The organism is Streptomyces sp. JLYT201 (assembly GCF_059448825.1).
The window spans coordinates 6,617,822-6,630,654 of the sequence record NZ_CM182551.1; the positions used below are offsets into that span (position 1 = coordinate 6,617,822).

14 protein-coding genes are annotated in these 12,833 nt (G+C 66.5%); 12 read left to right on the plus strand and 2 right to left on the minus strand.

Features of this window, described 5'->3' with window-relative positions; translation table 11 throughout:
* Positions 1-13: 13 nt before the first annotated feature.
* Both AC5WAM_RS27965 and AC5WAM_RS27970 read left to right on the plus strand, forming a co-directional pair.
* Positions 14-256, plus strand: coding sequence for a DNA-binding protein (locus AC5WAM_RS27965; protein WP_253917176.1), 243 nt, complete (start codon positions 14-16; stop codon positions 254-256).
* Between the two features lie 111 nt (positions 257-367).
* The gene (locus AC5WAM_RS27970) at positions 368-1,342 is read left to right on the plus strand and encodes a recombinase family protein (protein ID WP_495519195.1); all 975 of its coding nucleotides are present in this window, start codon (positions 368-370) and stop codon (positions 1,340-1,342) included.
* Here AC5WAM_RS27970 and AC5WAM_RS27975 read toward each other — a convergent pair.
* Complete coding sequence (locus tag AC5WAM_RS27975; protein ID WP_172387312.1) at positions 1,328-2,104, minus strand: hypothetical protein; 777 nt, start codon at positions 2,102-2,104, stop codon at positions 1,328-1,330. The two genes, AC5WAM_RS27970 and AC5WAM_RS27975, sit on opposite strands and share 15 nt — an antisense overlap.
* A 2-nt stretch (positions 2,105-2,106) precedes the next feature.
* A complete protein-coding gene (locus AC5WAM_RS27980; RefSeq protein WP_495519196.1) occupies positions 2,107-2,634 on the minus strand; it encodes a hypothetical protein in 528 nt (175 codons plus the stop codon).
* A 329-nt stretch (positions 2,635-2,963) separates the two neighbouring features.
* Here AC5WAM_RS27980 and AC5WAM_RS27985 point away from each other — a divergent pair, with 329 nt between their 5' ends.
* The 10 genes from AC5WAM_RS27985 to AC5WAM_RS28030 all read left to right on the plus strand — a co-directional run bounded on the left by AC5WAM_RS27985 (position 2,964) and on the right by AC5WAM_RS28030 (position 12,079).
* A complete protein-coding gene (locus AC5WAM_RS27985) occupies positions 2,964-3,137 on the plus strand; it encodes a hypothetical protein (protein WP_172387314.1) in 174 nt (57 codons plus the stop codon).
* 170 nt (positions 3,138-3,307) lie between these two features.
* Positions 3,308-4,489: a ParB/RepB/Spo0J family partition protein gene (locus AC5WAM_RS27990; RefSeq protein WP_495519197.1), complete on the plus strand. Its 1,182-nt coding sequence runs from the start codon at positions 3,308-3,310 to the stop codon at positions 4,487-4,489.
* Between the two features lie 57 nt (positions 4,490-4,546).
* Positions 4,547-4,888 carry a hypothetical protein gene (locus tag AC5WAM_RS27995; protein ID WP_495519198.1) on the plus strand — a complete coding sequence of 114 codons (342 nt, stop codon included), beginning with the start codon at positions 4,547-4,549 and terminating at the stop codon, positions 4,886-4,888.
* On the plus strand, positions 4,885-5,136 hold the full coding sequence (locus AC5WAM_RS28000) for a hypothetical protein (RefSeq protein ID WP_495519199.1): 252 nt from the start codon (positions 4,885-4,887) through the stop codon (positions 5,134-5,136). The genes AC5WAM_RS27995 and AC5WAM_RS28000 overlap by 4 nt, the downstream gene beginning before the upstream one ends.
* Positions 5,137-5,402: 266 nt before the next feature.
* Positions 5,403-5,612: a hypothetical protein gene (locus AC5WAM_RS28005; protein ID WP_495519200.1), complete on the plus strand. Its 210-nt coding sequence runs from the start codon at positions 5,403-5,405 to the stop codon at positions 5,610-5,612.
* A 132-nt stretch (positions 5,613-5,744) separates the two neighbouring features.
* Positions 5,745-5,978, plus strand: a complete 234-nt coding sequence (locus tag AC5WAM_RS28010; RefSeq protein ID WP_495519201.1) for a hypothetical protein — start codon at positions 5,745-5,747, stop codon at positions 5,976-5,978.
* A gap of 56 nt (positions 5,979-6,034) precedes the next feature.
* Positions 6,035-6,697 (plus strand): ParB/RepB/Spo0J family partition protein, encoded by a 663-nt coding sequence (locus AC5WAM_RS28015; RefSeq protein ID WP_495519202.1) that lies wholly within the window; start codon positions 6,035-6,037, stop codon positions 6,695-6,697.
* Positions 6,694-8,133 carry a methyltransferase domain-containing protein gene (locus AC5WAM_RS28020; protein ID WP_495519203.1) on the plus strand — a complete coding sequence of 480 codons (1,440 nt, stop codon included), beginning with the start codon at positions 6,694-6,696 and terminating at the stop codon, positions 8,131-8,133. Before AC5WAM_RS28015 ends, AC5WAM_RS28020 begins: the two co-directional genes overlap by 4 nt.
* A gap of 1,874 nt (positions 8,134-10,007) precedes the next feature.
* Complete coding sequence (locus AC5WAM_RS28025) at positions 10,008-10,544, plus strand: hypothetical protein (protein ID WP_495519204.1); 537 nt, start codon at positions 10,008-10,010, stop codon at positions 10,542-10,544.
* 68 nt (positions 10,545-10,612) lie between these two features.
* Positions 10,613-12,079: a terminase large subunit domain-containing protein gene (locus tag AC5WAM_RS28030; protein WP_495519205.1), complete on the plus strand. Its 1,467-nt coding sequence runs from the start codon at positions 10,613-10,615 to the stop codon at positions 12,077-12,079.
* Positions 12,080-12,833 lie beyond the last annotated feature (754 nt).

The following is a 12,833-nucleotide window of genomic DNA, read 5'->3' on the forward strand; positions in this document are numbered from 1 at the left end:
GGACGCGACAGCGATGACAAACAAGAACGCCTCGACAGTCACAAACTCCAAGGTCACCGACATGACCTTGCAGGAGCTGCTGGCGCTGCCGCCGACGGTGAACGTCGTCACGGCGGCGCGGGCACTGGGCATCGGGACGCACAAGGCTTACGACTTGATCAAGGAAGGCTCATTCCCTGTGCAGCCACTCGTGCTGGGGCGCACAGTGAAGATCCCCACGGCTGCGCTCTGGAAGGTCCTCGGCGTGAGCCCGTAGGCGCAGCGATCAGTTGTGACCTGTGTTCCGGCCTGTCTGGGGCATGGCCCGCTTCGGGGGGTTGTGGCCTAAGATCGGGCGGCTAACGGGGCACGAGAAGAACGGACGACCATGCCACGGCTCTACGGGTTCGACGACCAGTCGCGTCAGCGGCTACGGGATGACGAAGTGGACCCTCTTCGGCAGATGGTCAGCCGTGCGCTGGCCGACGAGGAGCAGTCGAACGGCGACGTCGCCACGTGGGCGAACGGCGAGGGCTACCGAGGCACGATGGGCGGAGAGTGGAAGGATGCCTCCGTCGGCAGGCTCTTCCGCAATCCGGCCATCGCCGGACTGCGCTACGACGACGAGGGGAAGCTCGTCGACGCCAACCACCCTGGCGTGATCACCCGCGAGGAGTTCGAAGCTCTCCAGGAGCGGGACGCGCGCCGGAAGCCTGCCTCGGCAGCCCCTGTGTACCCCTACCTTCTCGTTGACGGCGGGAGTGAATGTGGCATGTGCGCGTTCCCTCTCCAGGGAGCGCGCACGAACGCCGGAACGCCTGGCTACCGGTGTCGCCCCAAGGACAAGCAGGGGCATGGCGGGGGCTGCGGCGAAGTCCGCATCGACGCTGAGCTGCTGGAGACCCACGTTGCCGAGTACGCCGTGGCCGAGCTGCTCAAGCCGGGCGTGCGGGAGCAGATCCTCAAGGCCCAGCAGGCTGTGCGCGAACAGGTCGAGCACATGAAGGCGGAGGTCGAGGACCTGACGGCGCGTCGCGCCGAGGCTGGCGCCCTGTACGGCAAGCGCGAGATCAGCAGCGAAGCGTTCGTTGCCGCCGACCGTGAGATCACCGCCCGCGTCAAGGAGATCGCCGCGCGGATCCGCTTCGCCGAACAGATGGCCAACTTCAAGCTAGGCGGCGCGAAGGACCTTGTCAGGTGGTGGAACAACGCGCCGCACGCCTCCCGGAGAGCAATCCTCAGGCTCCTCCTGGAGAAGGTGGAGGTGTTCCCCGCGAGGGCCCGCGGGGTGCGCACCATCGAGCCAGGCCGCGTCGTGCTGCACTGGAGGAAACTGCCGCCGGAGCTGTCAGGTACCCACTGACACCGCTGTCTTCCGGGAGGCGAGCCGCTTGCCGACCATGGCCATGGTCAGGCCCGTGATCAGTGCGATCACGGCCAGGCCCGCCAGGAGCGGCGAGACGACTTCCTCGTACCGCAGGGGCCAAGGGTGCCCGAGATAGTGCGTGACGAGGTACGAGCCCTTGCTGGCGGCGTAGGCGACGCCGAGGATGGCGGCCGTCGCGGACAGGGTCAGGCCGCGGGCGATCCACGCGTGGCCGCCCTGGCGGGTAGACAGGGCCATTCCGAAGCACAGGAAGGCTATCTCTCCGCACGTCACCGCCACGTAGCAGAGGTAGACCATGAGGTAGACGGTGACACCGGGCACCTTGGCGAACTCAGTGGTGAATTCGACGCTCTCGTCGGTAGCGCCGATGAACAGGGGGAGCATCGCGGCCAGCACGCACACGCCGAAGGCGATACGCGCGTAGAGGCTCGCCTTGAGCACGTCGCGGTTGTATGACCAGTCGACGAGCATGAGCTGGAGGCTGCCGCACCACAGCACCGCGCAGATGTGTGCGCCCAGCTTGGCGGCGTTGTTCATCCCGGTCACGGATTCGAAGAACGACTCCACGGGAGGCACCGCGAACAGGACCCCCACGCCGCAGACACCGAAGGCCACCGTGCGTGCGAAGCGGGCTATGCGGTACTCCGCGCGGGCGCGCTGACGCCAAGCCTCGCGGCCTGAGAGCGCGGTGCCTGCTATGCAGACCAGAGCGCACAGGCCGAAGACGATGCCGTCCATTTTCAGGTTCCTTCCAGATCGGAGACGGCCCGCTCGGCTGCTTCGCTGAAGCTGAGTCGCCTCCGCCGGCCTGGCCGCGGAGGTTCGGCGGCAGGGGGCGGCGGCTCGGGAACCTCGGGGACGCTGAGGTCGCTGCGGCCATGGCGCAGTCGGATCTCACGTGCGGCCTCCAAGAGTTCAGCAGCTCCAGCCTCACCCAGGTCGTGGATGAGTCGCAGTGCTTCGCGGGCGTCTTGTTGGCCTTCATAGACCGACAGCGAGGTCAAACCGTTGTAACCCGGCAGTAGGTACGCTATCGGACAATCGAAAGCCTTTGCGAGGCCAACGAGTTGTGACGTTGTCGGGTTGTCCTTGACGCCGTTGAGTAGATCGTTGACAACTTGATGAGTCATCGCCGGTTTGCCGCCCGCCGTTTGCGCGGTTGCTGCGGCAAGTGCCCGCGTACTGGGCGTTCTGCCGCTTTTGCCGAGCTTGCGCCGCAGGAGGAGGGCGAGCTTGCTGGATAGCGGGATATCCAGGCCGAGCGGCATCGGGGGCTACTCCTTCGGCGGATTCGGCGCGGCGTGTGGACTTCTGGCGAAGAGCGAAGTGCAGGTCAGTGGGCGGGACATGGCTTCGCGAAGTCTAATGTCTAGGCTAGTTGACAATGGGTGACATGCACAGCAAGATCTGTAACGGTAGAAGTAGGTCGCTGCGCCCAGCATGCGGGTCTCCCCCCTCGTTTCCGCCCTCCGAACCGCGAAGGTGAGAACGGCACCCCATGACCCCTTGATGTGTGCCGCGAGCTCTTCTGTGTGGGGATCTAAATTGATGGCCGTCCCAGTCGGCGGGGCGGACCGCCGCGACATGGAGGCGACGGGTGCACATCGAACTCGGGCGCGTACTGGCTCGATTGGAGGAGTCCGGTGGCGTGCCGAACGTTCGCCTGGCGGACGGGGAGGTGGTGGAGCTGCTTGGGGCCCTGGCTGTGGTCGACCCGAAGAAGGTCGAGCCGCGGCAGGGGGTGCCGAGCGCGGCTGGCGTGACCGCGTGAACTGAACATGCGTTGCGCTGTGAGTGCGGGCCCATCGGGGGAGGGCTCGCACTCAGCCGTTTGACCTGCGGAAATCTCAAAATCGATGTGGACTCCTGCACCCAATGCATATAGAATAGAAGCGTGAAGAGGGGGAGGAAAAGCCTCCCCTCGACCTCTTGGAGCCCGAAATGCCGCACAAGTACGCGACCTTGAAGATGGCCCAGATCCACCGCAACCCCGGCCAGCCCCGCGAGACCTTCGGCGAGGAGGCGCTGAAGGAACTCACCGACTCCATCCGGCAGCACGGCCTGCTGCAGCCGGTCGTCGTCCGCAAGGCCGACAAGGGGTACGAGCTCGTCGCCGGAGAACGCCGCTTCCGGGCCAACGACGCGGCAGGCAACATCACCATCGAGGCGAAGATCCTCCTGGGGGACGGGGCGGAGGGCATCGACGACCTCACCTCCTTCAAGAAGGCCATGGCTGAGAACCTGAACCGCGAGGACATGCTCCCGCTCGAGGAAGCCCGCGGCTTCAAGAAGGTCCTCGATGCCGAAGAAGACGCCACCCCCGCCACCGTCGCTGCGACGTTCTCCAAGACGGTCCCGTACGTCACTCAGCGCCTCGCGCTGCTCGCCCTGCGCCCCGAGATCGCCAAGGCGGTCGACCTCGGCCACATCGGCACCCAGGCCGCCGTGCAGATCGCAGCCCTGACCCCGGGCAACCAGAAGGCCGTGTTCGAGACCTGGAAGAAGGGCCAGACCACCGACAACCAGCTCGTCCACATCGCCTACGCCATGCGCAAGCAGGAGAAAGCGCCTGCGCAGGACTCCATGGTCCAGGTCGAGGAGATGACGGACGAGGAGAAGGCCAAGCGCGTGCGCGAGCAGGCCAAGACCCGCAGCGACCTCGATGAGATCGAGCGCATCTGCGGCTTGCTCGACGGCATCCGCAAGGCTGACCCGATGGAACTCGCCCGCCACCTGGAGGGAGAGGTGGGCAAGCGGCTGGAGCAGATGGACCGGGTCTCCGACCTCCTCCAGAAGGCCCGCTTCCAGCTCCGTCAGGCCAAGGCGCACGCAGACGCCACCGCGATCATGGTCAACCCCGACATGACCGCACCCGACCTGGCCGCCGAAGCGGAGGCGGCACAGGCGCAGCTGGCCGCGCTCGTCAACGGCAGTGGCGAGGACGAGCCCGAGACCGCGCAGCCCGCATCCGCAGCCAAGGAGGAGGGCGAGGCCGCCTCTGCCGTCGGCAGTGGCGACGCTGACGGCGAAGCGAGCCAGTCGCACACGACAGTGGATGAAGGCGAAGCCAGCGGCGCGGCCGAGGGGGACCCCGCTGACAGCGGCCCCGCGCTCGCCAGCTGACCCGTTCGCAGACGGCGGGCGGCTAGCGCGCCCGCCCGCCCCAACTCGAAGGCACGCATGATCAACGACTACCGCACCATGCGGAACTGCAACCAGAACCTCTTCGCCGTTGCCCCCGAAGCTGACGCCCTCGACGAATACGATAGCGACGCCGCCCGCCCCATCCGGCTGGCAGCCCGGAACCTCAACAAGGCGCGCAGCACCGGTGATCGGGAGATGCTGGAGCGAGCCGATTCGCTCTCACGGCAGGCCGCGGGGGAACTCCTCATCGGCGCCGGACGGTCCGTCCAGGTGAGGTTTCCCCTCATGCTGACCGCCCGCCTGGTCGAACTCGAAGCCGCCCTGCTGGAGCTCGACGCCCCAGCCGCTCCCGCAGCCGAACAGGAACCGACCCCGTGAAGCGCCCCCGACGCATCAACGGCATGAGGACCTGGCCCGACGATGGAACCCTGCCCCCGCGCATCTGCCGCGTGTGCGACGCCAGCCTCGACGACCCGCAGAACCAGCTCGCTTCCGCAATCTGCGTCGTGTGCGGCTACTGGATCTGTGAACTCCACGACGGCGGCACCGATCCCGCCACCGGGTCAGCCGTCTGCGAAGACCACAAGGACCACCCTCTCGCCGCCGACTGCACGGACTACAGGTGACCCAGACAGAAAGATAGATCCCAACACTCAACAGTGGTACGGTCTATCTTGTTGGCGGGGACGGCCACAGCCGAGGAACCGGCCCGCCAACACGCCGTGGCATCGGCACTCCCAACGGTGCCTGGCGGGTGGCCAATCCCCCGCGCCCTACCCGCCAGGCACCGGCTCCGCGCAGGAAGCGGAACCACCGGGTGTCCACCAGGGCCACGACCGCGACCGGACCCGCCCCACCACTTGGGGCGGGTCCCCGTGCACTCAGGAGAGCCATGAGCGCAGACGACTTCAAAGGGCGCCCGGAAGACCGCGAGCTCTACCTGCGGCTCCTCGCCGAACGGGACGGCCCAGCACTGAAGGCCCTCGCCGAACGAGACCCCGGAACCAAGACCCAGCCAGGCCGGCGGCAGAAGGCAGGCCGACTTCACGCGGAACTGCACAACACCACCGCCCCCAAGTCCCCGAAGAGAGCCGCAGCATGACGCACTTCCAGGTGAACTCGCCTCAGGAACAGCAAGATCCGCCCGTGCCGGGAGCCATGTGGTGCAAGGCCTGCGACTCCTGGTGCCTACCCTCTGGCCTCTGCCGGTGCAACAACCGCTAGCGTCCAAGGCATGACCACCTCGCGCCCCAGCCGTGAGCGGGTCGACATCGACCGGCTCACCGCCAGCACCATCACCGACGACCACCTCGACGCCATACGTGCGGAACTGCACCGCTACCGGAACACGGAGCCCACCGCGCCCCCGGACGCTACGCACGGCGCGATCGCTCCACCGCAGCGGGCGACGGGATCCGTACAGCCTCAGCCCGCGGAGCACCCCACCACCGCGGACAGACCCCAGTGATCGTCTAGTGTTGGCGTGCGTAGGGCGCGGGGAACGGCCTACACAAGGGACTCCCCGTGACCGCGACGCACGCCAACATCCCCGAGCAGCTCCAGCCACTCGCCGTACCCACCGCGGACCTCACGCCGTACCACCGCAACCCGCGCAACGGCGACATCGACTCGATCACCGAATCCCTGACCGTCAACGGCCAGTACCGGCCCATCGTCGTCAACAAGGGCAGCCACACCGGCCGCGCCAACGAAATCCTGGCGGGCAACCACACCTTCGCCGCCGCCCAGCAGCTCGGCTGGCAGCAGATCGCCGTCACCTGGATCGACGTTGACGACGACGCAGCAGCCCGCATCGTCATCGTCGACAACCGCACCAACGACCTCGCCGGATACGACACCCAGCTCCTGGCCGAAGTCCTCTCCGAGATCCCCGACCTCGCCGGAACCGGCTACGACCGCGAGAGCGTCGACCAGCTCCTCGACGACACATCCCTCCCTGAAACCCTCGAACTCACCAGTGACGGAGCGGGAACTGGCGCCGCCGCGACCGTCGACTACCTCCAGTGGGGCTACCTCCAGTGGGAGTCCAAGCGCGTCCGGATCACCTCCGAAGAGGTCGAGGCCCTCAACGCGATCTACACCCGGTTCGTCGACGACACGAACAGCGACCTCGGCTTCGGCTGGCACGTCCTTCAGCAGGCCCACGAGGAAGGCCAGCCCGCATGAGCGCCCCCACCACGACCTTCCACGAGTCCTACCCGCTCGATCAGCTCCGCCCCGCCGACTACAACCCGCGCCGCCTCAGCGAGCACGCCTTCACTCGACTCCAGGCATCCCTCCGCCGTCACGGCGTCGTCAAGCCGGTCATCCTTAACGCCGACGGCACCCTCGTTGCAGGCCACCAGCGCACCAAAGGGCTCAAGGCCATCGGCCTCACCCATACTCCCGCGGTCATGCTCGGCACCAAGGTCCGGCTGCAGGACGAGATCCAGTTCAACCTCCTGCACAACCGCGTCGAGACCGAAGCCAGCGTCGTCTACGCTGAACCCGGCGAGATCGGCTCCTGGTCGTGGATCCCCTGGCAGACCATCCGCGTCGCCGAGCAGCGAAACCTCTCCTTCGTCAACGCCATCGCCCACATGACCGCCGGCCACGGCCCGTGGGGGAGCATCGTCATCGACGACCAGGGCCGCGTCGTCCTCAACGCCGAGTACGCCGTCGTCGCTTCCCTCTCCCGCTTCGACGTCCTCGCCTGGACCGTGCCCTCCTCTGAGGCCGCCCAGCTCCACGCCGATCTCACCGGTGAGTACGGCGTCTACGACTGGACTGCCATCGAGAACAAGGCACCCGTGTGGAACCAGCACATCGTCCAGCCCAAACGGCTCCGGAAGTTCTCCTCCAAGGCCAAGGCCGGAAAGCTCGCCTACGGCTCCGAAACCTGGGACCAACTCGTCACCCCCTGGCTCAAGCCCAGCCACCGCGTCGTGGACTTCGGAGCCGGATATGGCGACTACGCCAAACACCTACGCGCCAAGGGCTTCAACATCCACGACTACGAGCCCTACCGCTGCCGCGACGGCTCGTACGCGGTCGACGTCCGCGCCGTTGTCGGCATGATCCGCGACATCGACAAGGACATCCAGACTCACGGTCTGTTCGACGTCGTCGTCCTCGACTCCGTCATCAACGCCACCACATCCCTCGACTACCAGCACTGGGTGATGACCACCGTCAACGCCCTCTGTGCAGCCGACGGAGTCGTATGCCTCGGCACTCGCAACCTCGCCCGCGAGCTCCGCGACGAGCAGGCCAAGCGCGTCACATCATCGACCGCCACCACGAAGATGAGCTTCCTCGACGAAGACAACGTGGAGATGAACTTCGTCAAGGGAAAGTGGCAAAAGCTCCGATTCCACACCCCGGAAACCCTGGAACCCCTACTCCGCAGGTACTTCAAAGAAGTCGAGGTCAGCGACCTTAGCGGGTCCAACCTCAAAGCCACCTGCCGCCGACCCGTAGCTCTCCCCAGGGAGGAATACGAAAGGGCGCTGGATGAGGAATTCAACATGCCTTACCCGAATGGCTTCCGGCATGACAGGCATCTGGAATTGGTGGGAAATTTGATAAAATTGACAATGAAAAGGAATGAATCTCTCGGCTGATTTGCAGGAAATGGGGAGTGCGTGTCACAGCGAATACAGATCTACATCGACTCACGAGACCGCTATCAGATCATGTGGCTAGCGGGCATCCGGCACGTGGCCCTCGACCAGCACTGCCTCCGCAGCTTCGGCCAGCCCGACAGGCCGCGCATCAACCCAGCCCGCCGACACCAACTCCTCGAACTCCCCACCCAAAACGCTCCGCTCGCCTGGTACCTCTGCGCTCTGCCTCACCCATGGGACTGGTCCAAGAACGCCCACCTGGCCTTCGAAGGCGCCCCCGGAGAGCAGTGGGACGGACCCGCGCTCGTCCCTGGCCTCTTCGTGCGGCTCAATAACGCTCGCCCCATCGCCGGATGGGGCGAGCACAGTATCCCCCGGGGAGAACCGCTCCGGCGCTCAGTCCGCTATCGGACATGCCGCAATTATCAATTCGCATGGTGGCTCCGGGTTCACCGCAACGCACCTGATGCGCCGCCCAATCCCGGGCTGTGTAAGCGAAAGGATCAGGGCGAGCAGATATCACTGCTGTGAGGCTGGCGGAGCCGGGCGATCGCCGTTCGGCTCCGTTCCTTCCTCTTCGGCTGGTTGGCAGGCTTCGCTCTCCTCGGGTTCTTCCTCGCCGCGCGCAGTGCGGCGGAGTGCGTGCCAAGCCATGACCAGGTGCCGCAACTTGCCCAATAGGACTCTGAGTTGGTCAACAGCAATGGAGGTCGCCCCGGCCCAGGCGAGAACCCAGAGGATGACGGTCGAGTCCACTGTTCGAATTCCTTACGCCAGGGGCCGGACCGAGCGCATCGATGGCACACTCGGTCCGACCACGTGTGTGGTCAGTCCGAGTTCCATCCGACGCTGAAACTGCGTTACCCCTCAGTGGGGTGGTCACCTGGTCGTTGAAGGTTTCGAGTTAGAGCGGGCTGCCATCCCGGCTGCAGCTGCTACCGCAGGCAGTCGTCGGATTGCCCAGGAGCAAGAAGCAGCTGACGCCCACGCGTTGCCCTGCATCGGCGCCACTCCGAGGGCACCGTATCGGACACGGAGGCATCGTGTGGGCCAACCCTGGGAAGTCCCACGTTGTTGACGGCTGCGTGCGTGTACGAGCACTACCGAGGCGAGTGCGGTCGTGGTGGTGGGCGTGGGTGGGGGCGCCCCCGAGCTGTGGGGGACCCGCCTGTGGGGCGCTCTGGCAGAAACTGCTCTGGCCCGAGAGGCGCAGCGAGGGCGAGCAGATGTTATTGCTGTGGGGCTGGCGGAGCCGGGCGATCGCCGTTCGGCTCCGTTCTCTCTTCTTCGGCTGGTTGGCAGGCTTCGCTCTCCTCGGGTTCTTCCTCGCCGCGCGCTGTGCGGCGGAGTGCATGCCAAGCCGTGATCAAGCGCCGCAAACTCCGGAGAAGACCGCAGAGTTGGTCAACGGCAATCGAGGCCACCCCCGCCCAGGCGAGAACCCAGAGGATGACGGTCGAGTCCACTGCTCGATCCCTTCGTGATAGGGCCGAACAGTCGCGGGCACGCCAGTTCGGCCACAGCGGGTGGCTGAACTGAATTTCGTGCCGGCGGTTGAAACTCAGGTGGTGCGGATCAGGCGGTGCGTTGAGGCTCTTCGGTATGTGGCGAAGCAGGTCGCTACGACCATGCGACATCGCTGGCGGGCCGAGCAGATCGCCGGATCCGCTCGGTCTATGTACGTCGTCGCCGGACCATGATGCCCTGATGATTCCCGTCATCAAGACGATCCGTCTTCGAGTGGCAGCGTAATCCTCACGGCCGGATCCCACAGGGACTTTGTGAAGTTCGGTGAGAGGACAGGAGTTGCACTGGATGCGATCATGGAGTCGGCGCGGGGGCGCCCCCCCCCAGCTGTGGAGGACCCCGACGTGGGACGCCCGGACAAAGCCGCGCGTGCGGCTATCGCGCGCCGCCGCTCGGATGCCATCGACCTGCGCCTGGCGGGCGTGGACTGGCTGACGATCGCCCGCAAGTTGGCCGCCGACCCGGCCGCCAACTCCGCCAACCTCGCTTACCCGCAGGGCTACGGCATCGAGCGGTACCGCAAGAAGCAGGACCCGCCGTCCGACGAAGCCCTCATCCACGCCGCCTGCCGAGACGTCCGCACCGCACTGGCCGACCGCCGCGCTGAGCTGAACGACGACGTTGACGAACTCCGGGCCCTCGAAGCCGACCGGCTCGACCGCCTGTTCTTCGTCGCGTACAAGAGGGCCGTCCGCGACCAGGACCTCGCCGCGGTCGACCGGACGCTGCGCATCATGGAGCGCCGCGCCCGCCTCCTCGGACTCGACATGCCGACCAAGACCGAGGTCTCCGGCCCTCAGGGCGGCCCTGTTCAGGTAGAGGACGTCACCACGGACGAACTCGACGCGCTGATCGACCTCACCGACCCCGACACCGCATGACCCCACGCAATCACGCGAGCGTCGTCGCCCGGTACAGGACCCTGCCCCCAGCCCGTAGACGTGCCATCGTGCGGCAGGCAACGCCCGCGCTACGGGCCGACCTCGCTCGTGCCGAGCGCCAACTCGCCATGGATCGCTCCCCAGGCGCCCTGGCTGCCGTCCTCACCGGCGGCCGGGAGATGCAGGCCCCACACCTGGACCTGATCGACCGAGCCTTCATCGACATGGCCGAAGGGCGCTGCGACCGCGTCATGCTCACCATGCCCCCGCGGCACGGCAAGAGCCGACGCGCCTCACGCTGGGCACCGCTCTGGTACCTGCGGCGCAACCCCGGGCACCGCATGATGATCGCCAGCTACTCCGCCGACCTCGCCGACGACCACGGCCGGTGGATCAGGGACGCCATCTACACCTGGGGCGACGACCTCGGCATCCAGCTCGCGCCCGGCAGCAAGGCCGCCAACCGGTTCGACATCGTCGGCGGCGAAGGCGGCCTCCTCGCCGCAGGCATCGGCGGCGGCCTCACCGGCCGCGGCGCCCACATCGCCATCGTCGACGACCCCGTCAAGGACATGGCCGACGCCGACAGCCCCACCATGCGCAAGCGTGCCTGGGACTGGTGGACCTCCGTACTCCAGACCCGACTCGAACCCACCGGCGCCATCTGCCTCATCCAAACCCGATGGCACGAAGACGACCTCGCCGGACGCATCCTCGCCACCGAACGCGACGCCTGGCGCGTCATCGACCTCCCCGCCCTCGCCGACAACCCCCACGACCCCTTGGGCCGCAAGCCCGGCGAACCGCTATGGCCCGACCGCTTCGACGCCGCCCACCACGCCAAAACCCGCAAGCGCGTCGGGGAACGCGTCTGGGGCGCCCTCTACATGCAAAAGCCCCGCCCGCCCGAGGGAGGCGTGTGGAAGCGCGAGTGGATCGACACCGCCCGCCTCAACGCCGTCCAGTTCTCCGGCCTCGATATGGCCCGCATCGTCGTCGCCGTCGACCCCGCCGGCGGAGAGTCCACCGTCGGAGACGAGACCGGCGTCATCGGCGTCGGCCGCGACTTCGACCGCCACCTCTACCTCCTGGCTGACCGCTCCGGCTCGATGGGCGCCAACGACTGGGGCCTCGCCGCCTGCCGCCTGGCCCTGGAACTCAAGGCAGACGCGATCGTGGTCGAGAAGAACTACGGCGGCGACATGGCGCGACAGATCGTCACCCAAGCATGGGAGCAGCTCCGCCGCGAAGGCGCCACCAAGGGCTTGCTCATGCCGATGATCCTCGAAGTCACCGCCAAGGTCGGCAAACGCCTCCGCGCGGCGCCGGTGGCCCAGCTCTACGAACAGCAGCTCGTGCACCACGTGGGTGAGTACACCGACCTCGAAGACCAGATGGTCACCTGGGTCGAGGGCATGGACAGCCCCGACCGGATGGACGCTGCCGTACACGGTCTGACCGAACTGGCCGACCCTGACCAGCTCGACACGCTACCGGGAAGCACACACGACGGGCGCTTCGACGGACGGCGCTGACCCGGTTCAGAGTTGTAGGCCAACTTGTAGTTGTGCTCCTGTTCCGAACGACGCAAATAACTTGCCTTCCTGCCCTAGGGTCTTAAGAGTCATAAGCGTCACCTGACGCAGACGGCGGGCCGCTGCTTGAGCAGCAGCCCGCCGCAGTGAGCGCACAGGACCATGGATTCCTAGGCCCAGTCCTGCGCTTCTGAGGGGAACGGTCGGTTGGCTAGCGGTTGATCAGCCCGAGTAGAAGCTGGATCAGCACCGTTAACACCAACCGGCCGTTTCGCCCATCTCGGGCCGGTTCGGAACAACGACACTTGTCCGATCCGTGCGACATCGATCTCTCCCTACTCGCCTGGCACCCAGGTGTGTTGGCGCGACATGTTGCGCCAGGCTGCTGAACATGCCGACCGAGCAGGCGAGTTCGATGACGTGCGACTCACACTATGAGAGAAGCCTGATCCCTGCGTGGTAGTTGTGGATATCCAGAGGCCTGTGGATGACCCGGTCGAAACGGCCCGATCAGGAAACAGCCCGCCAGGCCTGCTGCTAGCCTCCCGATCATGGGGAGCAGGGGGAGTTGGGCCAGCGTTCTGTGCTGTGCCGTGGTCGTGGTTGCCTCTATCGCAGGCTGCGCGGACAAGGCCGATGAGCCGAACGAGGAAGAGCGGCGGGCCGCGCATCTGGAGCGAGTGCGCGAGACGTACAAGCTGGGGCGCAGCGAGGGCCTGGCGATGCAGCAGCAGAAGATCAGTAGCGGTGTGGC

Bases quoted from the DNA above. Each gene is read 5' to 3' on its own strand.
- AC5WAM_RS28010 (WP_495519201.1), top strand. From the start codon at position 5,745: ATGACCACCTCGCGCCCCAGCCGTGAGCGGGTCGACATCGACCGGCTC.
- AC5WAM_RS27970 (WP_495519195.1), top strand. From the start codon at position 368: ATGCCACGGCTCTACGGGTTCGACGACCAGTCGCGTCAGCGGCTACGG.
- AC5WAM_RS27980 (WP_495519196.1), bottom strand. From the start codon at position 2,634: ATGCCGCTCGGCCTGGATATCCCGCTATCCAGCAAGCTCGCCCTCCTC.
- AC5WAM_RS28005 (WP_495519200.1), top strand. From the start codon at position 5,403: ATGAGCGCAGACGACTTCAAAGGGCGCCCGGAAGACCGCGAGCTCTAC.
- AC5WAM_RS27965 (WP_253917176.1), top strand. From the start codon at position 14: ATGACAAACAAGAACGCCTCGACAGTCACAAACTCCAAGGTCACCGAC.
- AC5WAM_RS27990 (WP_495519197.1), top strand. From the start codon at position 3,308: ATGCCGCACAAGTACGCGACCTTGAAGATGGCCCAGATCCACCGCAAC.
- AC5WAM_RS28020 (WP_495519203.1), top strand. From the start codon at position 6,694: ATGAGCGCCCCCACCACGACCTTCCACGAGTCCTACCCGCTCGATCAG.
- AC5WAM_RS27995 (WP_495519198.1), top strand. From the start codon at position 4,547: ATGATCAACGACTACCGCACCATGCGGAACTGCAACCAGAACCTCTTC.
- AC5WAM_RS27975 (WP_172387312.1), bottom strand. From the start codon at position 2,104: ATGGACGGCATCGTCTTCGGCCTGTGCGCTCTGGTCTGCATAGCAGGC.